Origin of the sequence: Flavobacterium sp. LHD-85, from assembly GCF_030929595.1 — a bacterium.
Taxonomy (GTDB): Bacteria; Bacteroidota; Bacteroidia; order Flavobacteriales; family Flavobacteriaceae; genus Flavobacterium.
This window is the reverse complement of the sequence record NZ_JAVFVR010000005.1, coordinates 343,299-363,528: the sequence shown is the minus strand read 5'-3', so window position 1 is coordinate 363,528 and position 20,230 is coordinate 343,299. Positions and strand designations below refer to the sequence as shown.

Genomic DNA, 20,230 nt, shown 5'->3' with positions numbered 1-20,230 from the left:
CTATAAAAATATTGTATAAAGCACATTTTACCCTCCATAACAAACTATTTTAAACAAACATAAAACGAAATCTAAAATGAATATCGCACCAAACATACTAAACGCAGTCAATGAATGGTTAACGCCAACATTTGACCAAGAAACACAAGCCGCAGTTAAAGAATTAATGACAACTTCTCCAAAAGAACTAGAAGAGAGTTTTTACAAAAACTTAGAATTCGGAACTGGAGGAATGCGTGGTGTTATGGGTGTTGGTGACAATAGAATCAATAAATACACGCTTGGAAAAAACACTCAGGGATTATCTGATTACCTACACAAAGTTTTTCCAAACGAACCTTTAAAGGTGGTTATTGCTTATGACTGTCGTCACAATAGTAACACTTTAGCCAAAGTTGTAGCCGATGTTTTCTCAGCAAACGGAATTCAGGTTTATTTGTTTTCTGATTTGAGACCAACTCCAGAATTGTCATTTGCTCTTAAATATTTAAAATGTCAGTGCGGAATTGTTTTAACAGCTTCTCACAATCCGCCAGAATATAACGGATACAAAGTATACTGGCAAGATGGAGGACAAATTGTACCTCCGCAAGACAAAGAAATTGTAAATGTGATTGAAAGTTTAGGTTATGACAAAATCAAATTTAACGCAAACGAAAGTTTGATTCAGTACATCGATACCGAACTTGACAAAGCATTTATAAAATCATCTATCGAAAACGCAAGTTTTAATACTCCGGCTGAAGCCAAAGACAATCTTCATATTGTTTTCACTTCATTGCACGGAACTTCTATAAAATCTATTCCAGATGTTTTATCACAAGCTGGATATAAAAATGTTCATATTGTTCCTGAGCAAGCTATTCCAGACGGAGATTTCCCAACAGTAAAATCTCCAAACCCAGAAGAGCCTGAAGCTTTAACAATGGCTTTGGCTCTAGCTGACAAAACAAATTCTGACATCGTAGTAGGAACAGATCCAGACTGCGACCGTTTAGGAGTTGCTGTTCGCAACAATGACGGCAAAATGATTCTATTGAACGGAAACCAAACAATGGTTTTAATGACTTCTTTCTTATTGAAACAATGGAAAAAAGCAGGTAAACTTAACGGAAAACAATTCGTTGGCTCAACAATCGTTTCAACTCCAATGATGATGGAATTGGCAACAAGTTATGGAGTTGAGTGCAAAGTTGGATTAACAGGATTTAAATGGATCGCAAAAATGATCAAAGATTTTCCTGAACTGGAATTTATTGGAGGCGGTGAGGAAAGTTTCGGATTTATGGTTGGTGATGCCGTTAGAGATAAAGATGCTGTTGCTGCAACTTTATTAATATGCGAAGTTGCTGCGCAAGCAAAAGCTGCAGGAAGCTCTGTTTACAAAGAACTTTTACAGCTTTATGTTGAAAATGGTTTCTACAAAGAATTCTTAGTTTCTCTAACTAAAAAAGGAATGGAAGGTTTACAGGAAATCAACCAAATGATGATTGATCTACGCAAAAATCCTTTAAAAGAAATCAACGGACAAAGAGTTATTATGGTTGAAGATTATCAATCATCTATTGCCTTAAATTTATTAGATGGTTCAGAATCGACAATGGATATTCCGAAATCGAATGTATTGATTTATTATACAGAGGACGGTTCTAAAATTTGCGCAAGACCAAGCGGAACTGAGCCTAAAATCAAATTCTATATCAGTGTAAATGCAGAAATAGAATCCGTTTCAGATTTTGACGAAGCAGAAAGTTTCTTAGATCAGAAAATCCAGAACATTATTGCAGATATGCAGTTGAATTAAATAAATCCTTTTTTTTGAAAATATTTCCATTTGCAAATAGTCTTTAAAAACAAGGAGTCCAATATTTAAAACTCTGATTTGCATTTCTTAGAAGATGCAAAATCAGAGTTTTTTTTTATAAAAAAAACTAAAAAGAAATTGAAAACAGTCCAATTGGATTAATTTTGTGCAGTAAAAATTCGTTAACGCGAATTCATTATCACAGAAAAAATAATGCTAAAACTCAAATAAGCATAACCAAGCAGAAAAAATAACATCCAAAAATAAATGAGTAATTTCAAAAAAATAGTTCCTTTTATATACCCGTATAAAAGATACGCATTCTTAAATATCTTTTTCAATATTTTATATGCGCTTTTCAGTACACTTTCATTCATTGCCTTAATACCAATGCTTCAAGTTTTATTTGACAAAACCAAAGAAAACTACGAAAAACCTTTATACACAGGAATTTTGAATATTAAAGAATATGGAGAAAATTACTTAAGCTACTATATTACAACTTCAAAAGGAACTCACGAATCTGGATATGTGCTATCTATAATGGTTGCCATAATCATCTCCATCTTTTTATTAAAAAACTTAGCTGATTACTTGGCTATGTTTTTCATTAATTTCTTAAGAAATGGTGTTTTAAAAGACATGCGAAATGCATTGTACAAAAAAACATTAGAACTTCCTTTGGCTTTTTATTCTGAAAAAAGAAAGGGAGACGTAATTTCTAGAATTTCAGCTGACGTAAATGAGGTTCAAAACTCCTTTTTAGCAATTTTAGAGCTTATCGTAAAAGAACCTTTAACGATTATTTTTACGATCATTGCTATGCTTGTCATTAGTGCCAAACTGACTTTGTTTGTTTTCATCTTTATTCCTGTTTCTGGATATATCATTTCATTGATCGGAAAGCAGCTTAAAAAACAATCTACCAAAGCGCAAGAAGAACAAGGAAAATTCCTTTCTACTATCGAAGAAACAATTGGAGGATTAAAAGTGGTAAAAGGATACAATGCTGAAAATTACTTTAATAACGTTTTTCAAAATTCAACAGACCGCTTTTTCTCTTTATCAAATAGCATTGGAAACCGTCAAAACCTAGCTTCACCAGCGAGTGAATTTATGGGAATAACAGTTATTGCCATTTTACTTTGGTACGGTGGTCAGATGGTTTTGATTGATAAAACTTTAGAAGGCGCTGCATTTATCGCTTACATGGGATTAGCATACAACATCCTTACTCCTGCAAAAGCCATTTCTAAAGCTTCTTATGGAGTAAAAAGAGGAAATGCAGCTGCAGAACGTGTTCTTGAAATTTTAGAACAAGAAAACACCATTGTTTCTAAAGAAAATGCAATTGAAAAAACCTCTTTTGACAACGAAATAAATATTCAAAATGTCAACTTTAAATATGAAGAAGAAACCGTTTTAAAAGACTTTTCTCTTCAAATTAAAAAAGGACAAACTGTTGCATTAGTTGGTCAATCTGGAAGTGGAAAAAGTACTATTGCCAATTTATTAACTCGTTTTTACGATGTTAACGACGGTTCTATTTCTATTGACGGAATCAACATTAAAGACATCAATCTGCAATCACTTCGCAGCTTAATGGGATTGGTCACTCAGGATAGCATTTTATTTAATGACACTATCAAAGCCAATATTTCTCTAGGAAAATTAGACGCTACTGATGACGAAATTATCGAGGCTCTTAAAATTGCGAATGCTTATGAATTTATAAAAGACCTTCCACAGGGAATTTATACTAATATCGGAGACAGCGGAAACAAACTTTCTGGAGGTCAAAAACAACGTTTATCTATTGCAAGAGCAGTATTGAAAAACCCACCGATCATGATTTTGGATGAAGCAACATCAGCATTGGATACAGAAAGTGAGAAATTTGTTCAGGTTGCACTTGAAAATATGATGCAAAACAGAACATCGATCGTAATTGCACACCGTCTTTCTACGATTCAAAAAGCAGATGTGATTGTGGTAATGCAAAAAGGAAAAATCGTTGAACAGGGAACTCACGAAGAACTGATTGCTCACAACGGAACTTACAATAAATTGGTTACCATGCAGTCTTTCGAATCGTAAGATTTTCACACAACCAAATAATCTAACACAGATTAAGGAAATATTAAAACTCAGTTTAATTTTCTTTAATCTGTGTTTATTTTTATAACTTTAGGATAGTTAACGATTGAAACTAAATTCTTTCAGAAAATGTATCTTAACAACCCCAACATAAAACTTCCTGACGATCCCGATACTATTGTTTGGAAATACCTAGACCTCTCTAAATTTCTTGATTTATTGCTTTCGAAGAAACTTTTTATGTCGCGTTCGGACAAGTTTGAAGACCAATATGAAGGTACTTTCAGCGAACCTACTTACGAAGAGATTAAAAAGCTCGCCGCAGATAATCCCGAATTTTTAAATTACTACAAAACGCATCGCGAAAAAGTAGCGATTAGCAGCTGGCATATTAACGAATATGAATCTTTTGCCATGTGGCAGATTTTTACCAAAAATAACGAAGGATTAGCCATTCAGTCTACCATTAGAAGATTACAGAAAGCTGTGAGACCTGAAAACAATTTTGACCAATATATCGGCGAAGTAAACTACATCGATTATAAAAAAGAATATATTCCGTTTGACGATTTATTCTTTCCGTTTTTATTTAAAAGAAAAAGTTTTCAATACGAAAGAGAAGTCAGGATTCTGAGTGATACTTCAAAAAGCGACATCAAATTAAACGACGGATTAAAAATCAATGTGGACATAAATCAATTAATTGAAAAAATATACATTCATCCAAAATCCGAAAACTGGTATAAAAAGCTGGTAATAGAATTGGTAGAACGCTTAGGTTTTGGTTTCGAAATTGAAAAATCAGACTTGGAAAGTGATATATTGATTTAAAGGTTCTGAGGTGCTAAGATGCTAAGGTTCTAAGTTTTTTTGCCACAGATTAAAAGATTTTTTTTCAGTTTCTGATTATGTTCCGTTAGAACATTTCATTGGTAGAAAATTATACCGTTACAGTTATTTTACGTTCCGTAGGAACGTTTAATTTCGATATATTTTTTCAACAATGCAACGCATCAAACGTTCCTACGGAACGCAAATTGGCTGGCATGATTTTTTTTCTACCGACCAGACATTCCTACGGAATGACGATTCGATGTATAAAAATGGAAAACGCTGTTTTCATTAATGAAAACAATTTAAAAAAGAGAGGCTGTTTCAATAAGTTGAAACAGCCTCTCTTTTTTATAAAAATCTTTTTAATCCTTTTAATCTGTGGCAAGAAAAAAAACTTAGCACCTAAGTATCTCAGAACCTTAACAGCTTAGATTGGTTTATAATTCTTCACTTCCCATTTTTTAGAAGCTAGATCTATATAATTGTAATGCAACACATCATTTTTATCAAACTGCCCGTTTTGGTTCGTGTCTTCAATAGTTCTAAAATACAAACGGTTTTTAGATTCGATTAAGCTCCAATCTACCAGTTCTTGCAAATCAGCTGAAACTTTGGTAAAATTTTCTCCGCTGATGTCACTTAGATATAAAGTTTTGATATCACTAGTATCTATTTTACCATCTTTATTGGTATCTGAATCCGTCAGCGTATAAACCATTACATTATTATGCGTTCTGTCTGCAACTGTTTTTAGATAAGTTGCTGTTAAAATCAGAACTGGTTTATCTGATAAAGGTCGGATAGAATCTGAATCTACTTTTTGGAATTTTAAATTCTGAAGATATCCTGTAATTTCATATTCGCCTAAATTAGAAATCGTAAAGCTTACATCATTTACACTCGAAGAACCAAATCTGGCTTTAGATCCTCTTTCGAAAACCCTTAAATCTCCAACTGGATGAATTAAATAATTGGTTCCTTCCATTTGAATTGGCAAATCAGCGATTTCAATCTGCGTTGTATCGGCTTTAGTAACACTTACTTTATTTGAAGCGCCATAACTTACTTTTGGTTTTTGAACTTCTTCTCTACAGCTTATTACTGTCCCGATGAGTATTAAGGCGATATATTTAAAATACTTTTTCATCTACAATGATTATATACGATTATCAAATATACTATTTTTGATTGTATTTTTGAGTTTTATTGAATTTTACTGAACAATTACGAAGCAGTATTACAGCCTCGCATTTATCTTAACGTTAAAAACCCTCGAAGTCATATAATTTGGAATCGCATATTGATTTTTTGAATATACATCACGAACCCAAGTATTTGTAATAGCGTTTTGATTATTGAAAAGATTGAAAATTTCCAACCCGACTGCTAATTCTTTAAAGTTTTTCAGCCAGCCTTTTTTTGTATTTTGCGTACTTGGGTCAACAAAAACCTTCGCAAAACCAATATCAGCTCTTCTGTAATCATTCAATCGGTTTTGATATAAATACGGATCAGTATATGCAGGAGCGCCTCCTGGCAATCCTGTATTGTAAACCAAATTCAAATACACTTTTACACTTGGAATATTTGGCATATAATCCTGAAACAGCATCGCAAATTTCAAACGCTGATCTGTGGGACGGGCAATATAACCTCTGTTTTCGTAATTCTCTTCGGTTTTCAAATATCCAAAACTTATCCATGATTCTGTTCCTGGCACAAACTCTCCATTTAATCTAAAATCCAGACCTTGCGCATAGGCTTTTGCATTGTTATTGGCAACGTAACGAATTCGAACATTATCAATAGAATATACATTGACATCTGAAAGTGATTTATAATACAGTTCTGTCACCCATTTAAAAGGACGATTCCACATTTTAAAATTATAATCGTTACCCAAAACAATATGAACAGATTCCTGAGCTTTCACATTCGGATTCACAACTCCTTCCAAATCTCGCAATTCTCTATAAAACGGAGGTTGATGATATAATCCTCCCGAAATCCTGAACACCATATCACGATCCCAGTCTGGTTTTATCGCAAATTGCGCACGCGGACTTACCACAAACTGCGTTTTTTCTTCTTCTAAAGCTCCTGCAACATTCCAACCTTGAAAACGCGCTCCCAAATGATACCAGATCTGACTCGAACCAATTTCTGATTGTTTGTTCCATTGTGCATAACCCGAGAATCGATTTATGGTATTAAAATTTGTCGCTCTGATATTTTGATACGGCAAAAGTGGTCCTGTATAAGGCGTATATGGCTGATTATTCTTTGGAAGAATTACTAAAGGCGGGTTTATAGAAAATCCTGCTGAATCAATAACTTCCCACTCCACTACTCGATCCCGAATAGATTCTCTTGTATATTTTAAACCAAATTCCAATTGGCTTTCTTTCCAGTCTTTAGTTCCTTTCAGTTCGATATTTGCAATTAAAGCATCGAGATCATTTCGAGCATGGTTTAGCTGAGAACCAATTCCGCGAGTAAAATCAACTTCAGATTCATTTTCTGGGTCTTCAGCATTTATATTTCCTAAACGATATTGTGCCAAAATATCAAAATGCTCTTTTTCCGTGGTATGAAATAAAGATCCAATTAATTTTAAAGTAAGCGAAGGCGACGCTTTATAAGTAGTTTTTAAAGCTCCAAAATAGGTGTCGTATTGATCTTTTTCTTGTCCGTCATAATAAACCGCAAGCGCCATTGGCTGATCTGCTGTTCCAAAATTCGTCTGACGAACCAAAGGTTCATACGAATATTTATTCTGAGAAATATTTCCTAAAAAGCTCATTTGCCATTTTTCAGAAATATCATAATTTACATTGGTTTGAATATCTGCAAAAGTCGGTTTATAATTTGTCTCCGTATCTTGACTGTTTACTAAAAGACTATTATTCCTGTAACGGACTCCTGTTACGACAGACCATTTTTTATTTTTTGAAACCAAATCGACTGCAGCGCTTCCTCCTAAAAAACTGGCTTCAAAAGCAGCACCGAACTGAGTTGGCTTTCGATATGTAATATCTAAAACAGAAGATAATTTATCTCCGAACTTTGCCTGAAATCCACCCGCAGAAAATTCAACATTCTGCACTAAATCTGTATTGGTAAAACTAAGTCCTTCCTGCTGTCCAGAACGAATTAAAAACGGACGATATACTTCTACTTCATTTACATAAACTAGATTTTCGTCATAATTCCCGCCTCGCACCATATATTGTGTGCTTAATTCGTTATTTGAATTAACGCCGGGAAGTGTTTTTAGAATATTTTCGATTCCAGCATTTGCACCTGGAATCTTTTTTATGGTTTCAGTATCAACCGATGTAATCCCCTGAACCCGTTTTCTATTTCCAGAAGAAACAAAAACTTCTCCCATCTGCTCTTCAGAATTACTCATAATCGGATTAAAAACAAAAACTTCATTTGTTTTTAAACTAACCGTCAAACTCATCATTTTTAAAGAAACGTGAGTAAAAATTAAAGAAACTTTTTTGTTTGATGGAATTACAATTTCATAAAATCCATTTGCATCAGATTGCGTAGAAGTTTCCTGCGAAGAAATATTTACACTTGCGACAGGATGTTTATCTGCGTCTAAAATCAGCCCTTTCACACGAGCGTTTTGAGCTAAAGCAATACAGCTGAAAAATAAAAAAAGAAAAGCGAATGTAAACCTATTGTAACTCAAAGATTTTGGGTTTTATTTTTGTTGACTTCTAAAAAAACGAGTTTCAAAGATAGTAGTATTTCCTACATTATCAACAACTTCAACTTTTAATACGTTTTCACCTTCTGCCAAATATTGATCATCAAAAGTATGCGTGATTCTTCTGGCTTTATTTTCGTATTCAAACAAAACCCAACTTCCATTCAAATATCCGTTATAAGATTTTATTCCAGACAAAGAATCGCTTATCGTTAAATCAATTTTCTTTTGATCGCTAATCCATTTTCCTTCAATTGGTTTTGCAATTTTAACAACCGGCGAAATCGTATCTAGAACCAAACCGTACGTTCCTAATATTTTTGCTTTCGCAGTAAAAACATCACCTTTTCTAATAGTTCCGTTAAAACTTGTTCCTTTACCAATATAAAGCTTATCACGCAAATCTTCTGGATAAGTGCTGTCTTTTATGGTAATTGTGAAATTAGAATGTGCAGGAACTGTATCATCGTGAATATAAATTTTGTTATTTCTTACATCAAAATTCATATTAAAATCATCGTAAAAAGTTCCAGCTGGAAAGAAAACCGACATGTTATCTTTCTCAAAATTGGCATCTCTATTGTATTTTATAAAATACTTCCCATTAACAGACTCTGACTCTACAAGAGGTACGGCAGCATCAAACTCAATCGGAACAGTAACCGAATTCAAATTCCCGAAATAATCCGAAACTTCAATTTTGTAATTTGAAGTTAAATTAGGCTCTGCTTTTACAATTCCGCGAAGAGAATCTGTTTTGATAATGCTTAAAGGAAAAGGCGTTTTCATAAAAAGTTTCTGCACACGCTGTCCTGCTTTTTTATATCGAGAATAATCGATCAATGCATTAATATATCGCATTTCATCAAAAGAATAGGTATTAAATTGATAGTTATAATTCTGATTTCCGTTCAAAAAAGTCGAAACATTAAAAACCCCATTTCTATTATGAGACACATCATCGGTATCAATAGCATTAATTCCGAAACCAATTTTTCCGTTTGCTTTAACTTTCGAAGCCAAATAAGTCCCGTCTTTTTGAAGCGCCATATTCACCAGCAAAGGCTGTTTGGACTGATTAACCGTAGCATTATCCAAAGGATATACATACAAACTAGACAAAGTTGGCTTTTTGGTATCCTTTAAATTTTGGTCAAAGCCAAAGAAAATCGGGTTGATAACAAATTCTGTTTTGGTATCTCGAATTTCAAAATGAAGATGCGGTCCTTCTGAAGAGCCTGTATTTCCAGAAAGTCCAATTATATCTCCTTTTTTTACAGGAAGTTCGTCTGGTTTTGGAAACATTTCAATTTCGTATGCCTTTTCTTTATAATGCGTTTTTTTAACATAATCTAAAATTGCACCCGTTGGCGTTTGCAAATGCCCATAAACAGAAGTATACCCATTTGGATGTGTGATATAAATACATTTTCCGTTTCCGAAAGTCGAAATTTTAATTCTTGACACATATCCATCCGCAATTGCATGTACAGTCAATCCTTCTCTTTGATTGGTTTTTAAATCAAAACCCGCATGAAAGTGATTAGGCCTTAGCTCTCCAAAATTACCGGAAAGCTGCATTGGAATATCTAGTGGAGGACGAAAATAGTCTTTAGGATATTGCGTTTGAGCAAATATAAAATTACAAATCAGAAGGGTAAGGACAGAAAATCTCATAAGCAACATTTTTGCTAAGATAAAAAATTAACAGGGGAAAACCGAGGAAAACCCTCATAAAAACACAATAACTTGAATTTCATTTATTTGCTTATTTTTAATATAAAAAAATCGATAAAAAATTGCATTAATAAAAAGGAATACTAACTTTGTAGGATTAAGTAATGAATAGGATGTATAATGAGTGTAATTGCAGAAATAATTGATACTCTTGAATATAAAGTCGAAAAGCTTTTTGAGAAATCAAAAGGTTTGGAACAAAACAATCAAGTATTACGATTAGAACTAGCCAAAGCTGCGCAAATTATCCAGAAACAATCTGAGGAAATGGAAGCTTTGAAGAAGCAAAATGAAACACTTAAGATAGCCAATTCGTTGCTTGGCAGCGACAATAACAAGAGAGAGACAAAGCTTAAAATAAATTCATTAATTCGCGAAATTGATTACTGTATAGCACAACTATCAGATTAACAGTATGGACGGAAAGCTTAGAATTAAAATATCAATTGCCGACCGCGTTTACCCACTTACGGTTGAACCCGCTCAGGAAGAAGGACTTAGAAGTGCTTCTAAAAAAATTGATGCCATGATCAAGCAGTTCGAAGAAAATTACGCGGTTCGTGACAAACAAGATGTTCTAGCTATGTGTGCATTACAATTTGCATCGCAGGTAGAACAAAAACAGATTGATAATACAATCGATGGAGAAGAGACTATCGAAAGAATTAAAAGATTAAATACGCTTTTAGATCAATATCTCGAAAAATAAACGTTCTTTACAGAAACTAAGATACTGCCTACATTAGTTCACAATTGGTAAACTCAACACTAACAATTTAGAATGAGCAAATCGTCGCTACTATAGTATGCCCTCCATTTGGCTGGGAAACTTGAACAGTGAGTTAGCTCAAAACTTGTCTTTACGAGTTTATACAAGCAATTAATGTAGGCTTTTTTTATATATAAACCCTAACAAACATGGACATCATAACGATCATTATTGGTATTGTGGGTATTGCAGCAGGATTTGCAATAGCTAAAATTATCGAGAAAAGTAATATTTCAAATCTAATTAAAAACGCTAAAAAAGAAGCAGCTTCTATCTTAAAAGATGCTAATTTAGAAGCAGAAAATATCAAAAAAGATAAAATTCTTCAAGCAAAAGAGCGTTTTATCGAACTTAAATCAGAGCACGAACAAGTTATTTTAGCACGTGATAAAAAAGTTGCTGAAGTAGAGAAACGCGTGCGCGATAAAGAATCTCAAGTTTCTAACGAGCTTTCTAAAGCCAAAAAAGTAAACGAAGATTACGAAGCTAAAACAGCTGAATACAATAACAAAATTGAGGTTTTAGACAAAAAACAAGCTGAAGTTGACAAACTTCACAAAAGCCAGTTACAGCAATTAGAAGTAATCTCTGGACTTTCTGCTGAAGAAGCAAAAGAACAATTGGTAGAAGGCTTAAAAGCTGAAGCTAAAACAAAAGCAATGTCTCATATTCAAGAAACTATTGAAGAGGCTAAATTGACTGCACAGCAAGAAGCTAAAAAAATCATCATCAATACGATCCAAAGAGTTGGAACTGAAGAAGCAGTTGAAAACTGTGTTTCTGTTTTCAATATAGAATCTGATGATGTAAAAGGTAGAATTATCGGGCGTGAAGGACGTAATATTAGAGCACTTGAAGCTGCAACTGGGGTTGAAATTATTGTTGACGATACGCCAGAAGCTATTATCCTTTCTTGTTTCGATCCTGTTCGTAGAGAGATTGCTCGTTTGTCTTTACACAAATTAGTAACTGACGGACGTATTCACCCAGCACGTATTGAAGAAGTTGTTGCAAAGACTGCAAAACAAATCGACGACGAAATTATCGAAGTTGGAAAACGTACAGTTATTGACTTAGGTATTCACGGTTTGCACCCAGAATTAATTAAAGTTGTTGGCCGAATGAAATACCGTTCATCTTACGGACAAAACTTATTGCAGCACTCAAGAGAGGTTTCCAAACTTTGCGGTATCATGGCTGCAGAATTAGGACTGAACGTAAAACTGGCAAAAAGAGCTGGTTTATTACACGATATCGGAAAAGTGCCAGACACAGAAAGCGATTTGCCACACGCGCTTTTAGGTATGCAATGGGCTGAGAAATACGGTGAAAAAGAAGAAGTATGCAATGCAATTGGAGCGCACCACGACGAGATTGAAATGAAATCTTTATTGTCTCCAATCATTCAGGTTTGTGATGCTATTTCTGGAGCTAGACCAGGCGCTAGACGTCAGGTTCTTGATTCTTACATTCAGCGTTTGAAAGACCTTGAAGATGTAGCTTACGGATTCAGCGGCGTTAAAAATGCTTATGCGATCCAAGCCGGTAGAGAGCTTCGCGTAATTGTAGAAAGCGAAAAAGTTTCTGATGATAATGCTGCAAACTTATCTTTCGAGATTTCACAAAAAATTCAAACAGAAATGACTTATCCTGGACAGGTAAAAGTTACAGTTATTAGAGAAACTAGAGCTGTAAATATTGCTAAATAATCTAAGGAACATAAAAAAAACAAAGGCTGTCAATTGACAGCCTTTGTTTTTTTATATCTATTTACATTTTACATATCATTAAAAACGATTTTAAAGCTTGTTCCAACTCCTACTTCACTTTCTACTTCAACCGTTCCTTTCATGGCCTCTATTTGATTTCTTGTAATGTACAGGCCAATTCCTCGAGCTTCTTCGTGCTTATGAAAAGTTTTATACATTCCGAATAATAATTCGCCATAAACTTTCAAATCGATTCCTAAACCATTATCTGTAATTGTGAGCGATTTATAACCTTCAGGTTCAATTGCAAAATCAAAAGTAATAATCGGATCTCGATCTGGATGCGCATATTTAATTGCGTTTGTTGTAAAATTCAACAAAACACTTTCCATATAAGCTGGATTAAAATTAATCGTTAAATACTTTGGAACATTATTTACAATGGTAACTTTTCGCTGCTTATCATACCCCTTAATTGTCGAAATAGTTTTCTCAATATACTCGCAAAGCTTTAACGGAACTACCGCAATGTTAATATTGCTCTGTGTTTTTACAATTTGAGTAAGATTTGAAATAGTCTCATTTAGATCATTAGAAACAGCTCGCAAGTATTCCAGCATCTCTGCTACAGTTTGTTTACTAACATCTGCATCAATAAGATCTAAAATCGATTTTATATTTCCAGCCTGTGTATTTAAATTATGAGAAACAATATGCGAAAAATTCAGCAATCGACTATTTTGATCGCTATACAGTTTCATTGTTTTCATTAGTTCCAGCTCTTTTTCTTTCTGCGCCGAAACATCTGTATGAGTCCCAATTACACGTAAAGGCTTTCCGTTTTCATCACGCTTAATTACTTTTCCACGATCTAAAATCCATTTGTAATTACCGCTAGAAGTCATTACACGATGGTAATTTTCGTAAAACGGAATCTTATTGTCAAAATGTTCATGAATATCTGAATAATATTTCGGAAGATCATCAGGATGCACAATTTTATCCCATCGTTCTGGATCATCAAAAATATCAGTAGATTCCAATTCTAATATTTTAAGAGACAGAGAAGAATAAAAAACGCTATTGGTAACCATATCCCAATCCCAAATCCCGGCGGTAGAAGCATCGAGAGCAAATTGAAAACGCTCTTCAGAAATTCTAAGCTTTTCTTCTTTATCTTTTAATTCGGTAATATCCGAAACATGACCATAAAAAACCACATTTCCATTTGCTGAAGATTCTGTTTTTGCGGCAATTTTAAACCAGCGAATTCCTTTTTTAGGAAGAGTAGCCCTAAATTCTATTTCCCAAGGTTTTATTTCTTTTCTAGCTTTGATCAAAGACTGAAAAAAAAGCTCACGATCTTGCGGTACAATTCGATCGTAAACTATAAACTTAATATCATTATTAAAATCTGCTACAGAAAGCTCAAATATCTCATCTGCTGATTTACTTACAAGAGGAAACGAGTAATTATTATCAGCATCAATAACAAACTGAAAAAGCAGGTCGGGCATTTCGGCCAACAATTTTTTATAAAAATTATTTACCTCTAAGCAATCTTCATTTCCATACAAATCAAAAACCATATACTACTTCTTTTTATGTAAATAAGATATTGAGAACTTATTCAGAAAAAGCAAAACAAACGACAATGTTTCAGTGCCTTTTATTCAAATTAAAACAAAATTTTAACACAATATATAAATTTTCAAAACAAAAAACACACAATACGGTAAAAAATTATTTTCTGGGATGAAAACTATGCATTACTTCTTTTAGAAAACGGCGATCCAAATGCACATAAATTTCTGTTGTGGTAATAGATTCATGTCCCAACATTAACTGAATTGATCTCAAGTCTGCGCCATTTTCAAGCAAATGTGTCGCAAAAGAATGTCTTAATGTATGTGGGCTTATGCTCTTTTTGAGTCCCATTTTTTGAGCAAGATCTTTAATGATTGTAAAAACCATGGCACGAGTTAACTGATTTCCTCTTCGGTTTAAGAATAAAGTATCTTCCGCTCCCTTTTTAACATTAAGACCAGAACGAACAGCATTCCGGTAAATGTCAATATATTTTTGCGTTAATGATCCTATAGGAACAAATCTTTCTTTGTTTCCTTTACCAGTAATTTTAATAAAACCTTCGTCAAAAAAAAGGTCTGAAATTTTAAGCGAAATTAATTCAGAAACACGTAATCCGCAACCATATAGCGTTTCAAGCATCGCACGGTTTCGTTCGCCTTCATTGGTGCTTAAATCGATGGTTTCAATCAAGCGATCAATTTCTTCTAGCGATAAAGTATCGGGTAATTTACGGCCTGTTTTTGGCGCTTCGATTAATTCTAAAGGATTATCATTTCTATAATCTTCAAAAACCAGATAATTAAAGAAACTTTTAAGCCCAGAAATAATCCTCGCCTGCGATCTTGGATTTACTTCTTTGGCCACAGTATAAATAAACTGCTGCAGTGTTTCATCAGAAATTTTTATTGGAGAAACATCAATCTGATTAATTTCCAGAAAAAGACATAAACGCTCAATGTCAAAGCCGTAGTTTTCTATTGTATTTTTAGACAAACCCCTTTCAATCCTCAAGTACGACTGATAATCTTTTATATATCTGCTCCAATTCATATTTACAAAGTAAACATTTTTAAACATAAAAATGTCCCATACAACGCGATAAAAAAACTTTCTCAAAGAGAAAGTTTTTTTATCTAAATATTATAATTTATATCCCACAGCCAAAGAAAATAGACTATTTTTAATTTTATAATTATCATCTCCAACATGAAAATCCAGGGCATTTGACAAACCTAAGCTATAGCGAAGATCTACCGAACAAACCTCAAGAAAATTATAACCAATACCAAAGTCCAAACCAAAATCGATAGTTTTAACATGATCTGTAATATTTATACCATTTTCTTCAGCATGCATTAAAAAACCAATTTTAGGACCTGCCTGAACGCTTAATCCCTGAGTGACAAAATATTTAGCCAAAATAGGCAAATTTAAATAGCTCATATCAACCTTATGATCGTAGGCTATACCGTCCTTTACAAATTTATTTTTCAATCCGTGAGTTGAATATAGCAGTTCTGGCTGAATACCAAATCTTTCATCTGTTTTAATTTCCGAAAAAATGCCAGCCTGATACCCTATTAAATTTTCATTTTCATGAAAATCACTAGAACTATTTGGAAAATTAACACCTCCTTTGATTCCAAATCTACTCCCAGTTCCTTGGGCATTCGCAAAACCAAATATCATAAGTACAAGACCAGATAAAATAACTTTTTTCATTCTTTAAAGATCTTTTTGTTAAGTTAGATTAATTAACCAAATATAAAAATTTACCTACTAAATAAATATTTAATCTGAAAAATTCACATAAAAAAAACCTTCCTGATTTTTTTGGAAGGTTATTCATTAGTTAAGATTTTTTTTAGAACTTGTAATTAAATCCGATATTAAAAGTAGATAACGTTGCATCATCAGATATTCCTTTATAAGAAGCAAATACTTCGATTTTATTATTTTGGTAACCAAATTTTGGCTGATACAAAATACCTCCATCTCCGCTGCCACTTCCTACATAAATAGCATATCCTAAATCAGCTCCAACAAACAAATAATTAGTTATTGAATATTGTGCTGTTCCTGCAACTGGAATAAAACCCGCTTCAGAACTTTCTACTCTATATGAGCCATAGATATCATTATAATTGTAAGATTTCGGGATATAAACGGTATAACCACTTGTTGCCCCGACACTAAATTTATCGGCAACATTCCATAGATATGCCACATCAACACCAAAATTAGAGGTGTATGAATCTTTTAAATCACCTAGAACTACACCAGCATGAACTCCTGCTTTAAAATGTCCGTCCTGTGCATTTGCAAAACCAAATGCCATAACTGCAAGAGCAGATAAAATAACTTTTTTCATTCTTTAAGATCTTTTATTTAGTTAGAATTAATTAATCAAATATAAAAATATACTTACCAAATAAACATTTAATAGAAAAAATTTACATAAAAAAAACCTTCCATTTTTTTTTAGAAGGTTATGTACTAATTAAGATTTTTAGAACTTATAATTAAATCCAATATTCAGAGAAGAAACCGTATATTCATCTGCAATTCCTTTATAAGCTGCAAACAATTCAATCTTTTTTGTTTGATAACCAAACTTAGGCTGATATAAAATGCCTCGATCCAGATCTCCATAGACATTAACAGCAAATCCTAAATCTGCACCAAGAAACCAATTCTCTGATAATGAATATTGCGCTGTTCCCGCTACTGGCACAAAATCTTGATTTGTACTTCTACTCATTCTTCCAGCCTGTCCTATATATGTTTTACTAATATACATTGTATAGCCACTTGTTACTCCCGCACTAAATTTGTCGTTAATACTCCAAAGATAAGCGGCATCGACACCTAAATTCATGTCAAATAAATCATACGATTTCCCAATTGGAAGACCAACGTGAGCTCCTACTTTAAAATGGTTATCTTGAGCATTCACAAATGCAAATACCATACATGCAAACGCAGATAAAAGAATTCTTTTCATTTTTATACTAGATTAAATTTGTCGCGAAAATATAAAAATATACTTACATAAAATAGTTTTATTTTGCGACAAAAATCTATAAGTAAAAAAGCCTTTCCGTTGGGAAAGGCTTTTTGGAAATATTTATAAAAATAAATTTATAAATTAGAATTTATATGCTAAAGAAAGTTGCAAGTTGCTATTTTTTGCACTATCATAATATTCCTCTGAATCATCAATATCATTATCCGTAATAGGAGATAAACCAATAGTGTAACGAAGACCTACAGAAAAATTATCTGTAAAATTATAACCAGCTCCTAAATTAAAGCCTAAGTCTGTTGACCTTGTATAATCCTTAAAATCTTCACCATCTAATTTAGAAGACAATAAAATACCAAGTTGAGGACCTGCCTCTACGCTAAATTTATTATCAACAATGTAATACTTTGCTAATACTGGAATATTTAAATAATTCAATTTTAAGTCTCCATCAGTTCCAAAAGGCCCATCGAATTTAGCTCCTTGAGCAGAGAATAAAAGCTCTGGCTGAATAAAGAACTTTTCAACTACGTGAATTTCGGCTAAACCACCAATATGAAAACCTACTAATGTTTTATTATTTTCCACATCTCCTCCAACTACATTTGAAATATTAAGACCTCCTTTTACTCCAAATCTTGTTGACTGAGCATTTGCGAATGCAAAAGCCATAATTGCAATGGCAGATAAGATAATTTTTTTCATTCTAATTTGTTTTGGGTTAAATTAATGAGTCAAATATAAAAATATTCTTCATAAATGTATATTAGGAATTTAACAAATAAAATAGTAACTACCACGCTAATTGTTAATTTTAAATTAAGCCATTTAAAAATTAGAGTTTTCAGCATAAAAAAGACCTTTCTTAAAAATTAAGGAAAGGCCTTTAAAAAACTAACTAAATGTTTTTTATTTGAATTTATAAACAACTCCGAAACTTACATCTCTTAAGTCTGTACCAAAACCAAAAGAATTAGTTTTTTCGGCTCCGTGCCCTCCATTGTTATTTACGCTGTATCCTAAACCAAGCCAAGTAGCTTCAATTGCAAAATGATTAGATAGGAAATAGCTCAAACCTAAACCAACGTTTGCTCCAATCTCGTTTGATTTAAAATCACCCGGTTTATGTTTATAATTTGTAAAATCAAGACCAGCTTGTCCATAGATTGAAAATTGAGAAGCAGGCGTAAAATAGTATCTACCAAAAGCTCCCGCAGTAAATGAGTTTGTTTTATCATCACCTACTTTGTCTGAGCCAAATCCTAATTTTGCACCAATCGCAATATTTTCGGTAACAAAATAACCTACTTTTGGCTCAATTGTGAAACCACTACTTTTAGCATCACCTGTTTTTTCTGAACTTACATTCAAAGCTCCAGAAATAAATGTAGCTCCTTTTGCAAATCCTCCCGTTTGCGCATTAGCAAATGTAAAGCCTAATACTGCAATAGCAGCCAAAACAATTTTTTTCATAATTTTCTAAATATTATTTGATTAATATTCAACAAAACTAAGATTAGACTTACAAAACATACTCCACAATAAGTTTAAAAAGTATTAAAATAAGACAAAAATAAAACCGGTATTGAACAATTGAAAATCAAAGCATTGAAAGAAGAAAAGAGGTTTTTCGAACATAAAAAATCAATTTGAGTGGGAATTTTAGTAATTATTTAATGCAAATTATAATGCAATAAAATGCTAAATATGTAGTTTTGAACTTTAAATAACATTTTAAAACACCAATTTTTAAAAACCTTTTTATGAAGAAAATACTTTTAGCAGCTGTTTTGTTTCTAGCAACATCAGCAGCAGTAAACGCACAATTTGTACAAATCGGGGTTAAAGCAGGGGTTAACTTTGCTAACCAAACTGGAGGTTCTGACTTCGAAGGAATTTCTGTTGACAAAGAAGGTATTACAAGTTACCACGCAGGTCTTGTCGCAGAACTTAAGTTATTAGAAAAATTCTCAATTCAGCCAGAGCTTTTATATTCTACACAAGGAGCTACTTATAAAAATGCTATTTCAGAATTTAAAAATGAAATGGGATATATCGCTATTCCAGTAATGGCAAAAATCTATATGACTAAATCTTTAAGCTTAGAGCTTGGTCCACAGGCATCATTCCTTGTTAGCAATAAAAAAGAATTTGATGCTGCAGATCCAAAAACATTTGACTTTTCTCTTAACGCAGGTTTAGGATTAAAAGTTGTTGGAGGTCTTTTTGTTCAAGCTCGTTACGGAATAGGTTTAACAGAAATTTCAGAAGAAGCTGATTTTAAAAACTCTGTATTCCAACTTTCAGCTGGATATATGTTCTAAAAAAGAATATCACATACTTTTATAAAAACCGCTCTATTTATTAGTGCGGTTTTTTTTATTTTTACAAAGTTCAATGGCAATTGCAAAAATCAATAGCAATGCCCATATCTCAAAATAAAAAATACATATGAAAATCTGCATTATCAACGGACCGAACTTGAATCTTTTAGGAAAACGCGAACCAGAAGTTTACGGAAGCCAAACTTTTGAAGATTATTTTGAAACGTTGAAACAAAAATTCCCAAACATTGAACTTTCTTATTATCAAAGTAATATTGAAGGCGAACTGATTGGTAAAATTCAAGAAGTTGGTTTTTCATTTGATGGAATTATTCTGAATGCCGGTGCGTATACCCACACTTCTATTGGCTTGGGTGATGCCATGAAAGCGGTTACAACTCCAGTAATTGAAGTTCATATTTCAAATACTTATGCACGTGAGAGCTTTAGACATCAATCTTATTTATCTGGAAACGCAAAAGGCGTTATTCTAGGCTTCGGCCTAAAAAGTTACGAATTGGCTATTCAGTCTTTTTTATAGCATAATGTTATACTGAGCGAAGTCGAAGGCTTTTAAAATAAATAACTTCGACTTCGTTCAGTTAGACAAATCCTCTCAT

18 protein-coding genes are annotated in these 20,230 nt (G+C 33.0%); 8 read left to right on the top strand and 10 right to left on the bottom strand.

The genetic code is table 11. The features are described from left to right. Positions 1 to 76: 76 nt before the first annotated feature. The 3 genes from RB618_RS11575 (at position 77) to RB618_RS11565 (ending at position 4,732) form a co-directional block, all read left to right on the top strand. Entirely contained in the window at positions 77 to 1,804 is a 1,728-nt protein-coding gene (locus RB618_RS11575; protein WP_308068854.1) for a phospho-sugar mutase, read from the top strand. Positions 1,805 to 2,071: 267 nt separating this feature from the next. Next, positions 2,072 to 3,901, top strand: a complete 1,830-nt coding sequence (locus RB618_RS11570; protein WP_308068853.1) for an ABC transporter ATP-binding protein — start codon at positions 2,072 to 2,074, stop codon at positions 3,899 to 3,901. A gap of 129 nt (positions 3,902 to 4,030) precedes the next feature. Beyond that, the gene (locus tag RB618_RS11565; RefSeq protein ID WP_274254197.1) at positions 4,031 to 4,732 is read left to right on the top strand and encodes a hypothetical protein; all 702 of its coding nucleotides are present in this window, start codon (positions 4,031 to 4,033) and stop codon (positions 4,730 to 4,732) included. 430 nt (positions 4,733 to 5,162) lie between these two features. Here RB618_RS11565 and RB618_RS11560 read toward each other — a convergent pair whose 3' ends face one another. The 3 genes from RB618_RS11560 to RB618_RS11550 all read right to left on the bottom strand — a co-directional run bounded on the left by RB618_RS11560 (position 5,163) and on the right by RB618_RS11550 (position 10,133). Next, on the bottom strand, positions 5,163 to 5,882 hold the full coding sequence (locus RB618_RS11560; RefSeq protein WP_308068852.1) for a hypothetical protein: 720 nt from the start codon (positions 5,880 to 5,882) through the stop codon (positions 5,163 to 5,165). A 90-nt stretch (positions 5,883 to 5,972) separates the two neighbouring features. Continuing rightward, on the bottom strand, positions 5,973 to 8,438 hold the full coding sequence (locus RB618_RS11555; protein ID WP_308068851.1) for a carboxypeptidase-like regulatory domain-containing protein: 2,466 nt from the start codon (positions 8,436 to 8,438) through the stop codon (positions 5,973 to 5,975). A 12-nt stretch (positions 8,439 to 8,450) separates the two neighbouring features. Next, complete coding sequence (locus tag RB618_RS11550) at positions 8,451 to 10,133, bottom strand: M23 family metallopeptidase (RefSeq protein ID WP_308068850.1); 1,683 nt, start codon at positions 10,131 to 10,133, stop codon at positions 8,451 to 8,453. A 180-nt stretch (positions 10,134 to 10,313) separates the two neighbouring features. Here RB618_RS11550 and RB618_RS11545 point away from each other — a divergent pair, with 180 nt between their 5' ends. From RB618_RS11545 to rny, 3 genes are all read left to right on the top strand, one after another. Next, complete coding sequence (locus RB618_RS11545) at positions 10,314 to 10,604, top strand: hypothetical protein (RefSeq protein ID WP_198858206.1); 291 nt, start codon at positions 10,314 to 10,316, stop codon at positions 10,602 to 10,604. 4 nt (positions 10,605 to 10,608) lie between these two features. Then, positions 10,609 to 10,902: a cell division protein ZapA gene (locus RB618_RS11540; protein WP_198858207.1), complete on the top strand. Its 294-nt coding sequence runs from the start codon at positions 10,609 to 10,611 to the stop codon at positions 10,900 to 10,902. A 209-nt stretch (positions 10,903 to 11,111) separates the two neighbouring features. Further along, a complete protein-coding gene (gene rny, locus RB618_RS11535; protein WP_202006048.1) occupies positions 11,112 to 12,671 on the top strand; it encodes a ribonuclease Y in 1,560 nt (519 codons plus the stop codon). A 68-nt stretch (positions 12,672 to 12,739) separates the two neighbouring features. Here the strand turns inward: rny and RB618_RS11530 are convergent, their stop codons facing one another. The 7 genes from RB618_RS11530 to RB618_RS11500 form a co-directional block, all read right to left on the bottom strand. Further along, positions 12,740 to 14,260 carry a PAS domain-containing protein gene (locus RB618_RS11530; protein ID WP_308068849.1) on the bottom strand — a complete coding sequence of 507 codons (1,521 nt, stop codon included), beginning with the start codon at positions 14,258 to 14,260 and terminating at the stop codon, positions 12,740 to 12,742. A gap of 154 nt (positions 14,261 to 14,414) precedes the next feature. Then, positions 14,415 to 15,311: a site-specific tyrosine recombinase XerD gene (xerD, locus tag RB618_RS11525; protein WP_308068881.1), complete on the bottom strand. Its 897-nt coding sequence runs from the start codon at positions 15,309 to 15,311 to the stop codon at positions 14,415 to 14,417. A gap of 90 nt (positions 15,312 to 15,401) precedes the next feature. Then, positions 15,402 to 15,983 carry a porin family protein gene (locus RB618_RS11520; RefSeq protein ID WP_308068848.1) on the bottom strand — a complete coding sequence of 194 codons (582 nt, stop codon included), beginning with the start codon at positions 15,981 to 15,983 and terminating at the stop codon, positions 15,402 to 15,404. Between the two features lie 142 nt (positions 15,984 to 16,125). Continuing rightward, entirely contained in the window at positions 16,126 to 16,632 is a 507-nt protein-coding gene (locus RB618_RS11515; protein WP_308068847.1) for a hypothetical protein, read from the bottom strand. Between the two features lie 138 nt (positions 16,633 to 16,770). Next, the gene (locus tag RB618_RS11510) at positions 16,771 to 17,265 is read right to left on the bottom strand and encodes a hypothetical protein (RefSeq protein WP_308068846.1); all 495 of its coding nucleotides are present in this window, start codon (positions 17,263 to 17,265) and stop codon (positions 16,771 to 16,773) included. Positions 17,266 to 17,409: 144 nt separating this feature from the next. Beyond that, complete coding sequence (locus tag RB618_RS11505; RefSeq protein WP_308068845.1) at positions 17,410 to 17,991, bottom strand: porin family protein; 582 nt, start codon at positions 17,989 to 17,991, stop codon at positions 17,410 to 17,412. 204 nt (positions 17,992 to 18,195) lie between these two features. After that, entirely contained in the window at positions 18,196 to 18,759 is a 564-nt protein-coding gene (locus RB618_RS11500) for an outer membrane beta-barrel protein (protein WP_308068844.1), read from the bottom strand. Positions 18,760 to 19,049: 290 nt separating this feature from the next. On the opposite strand from RB618_RS11500, the gene RB618_RS11495 reads away from it, so the two are divergent. Continuing rightward, a complete protein-coding gene (locus RB618_RS11495; protein ID WP_308068843.1) occupies positions 19,050 to 19,610 on the top strand; it encodes a porin family protein in 561 nt (186 codons plus the stop codon). Between the two features lie 127 nt (positions 19,611 to 19,737). Then, positions 19,738 to 20,151 carry a type II 3-dehydroquinate dehydratase gene (aroQ, locus tag RB618_RS11490; protein ID WP_066035150.1) on the top strand — a complete coding sequence of 138 codons (414 nt, stop codon included), beginning with the start codon at positions 19,738 to 19,740 and terminating at the stop codon, positions 20,149 to 20,151. Positions 20,152 to 20,230: the final 79 nt, after the last annotated feature.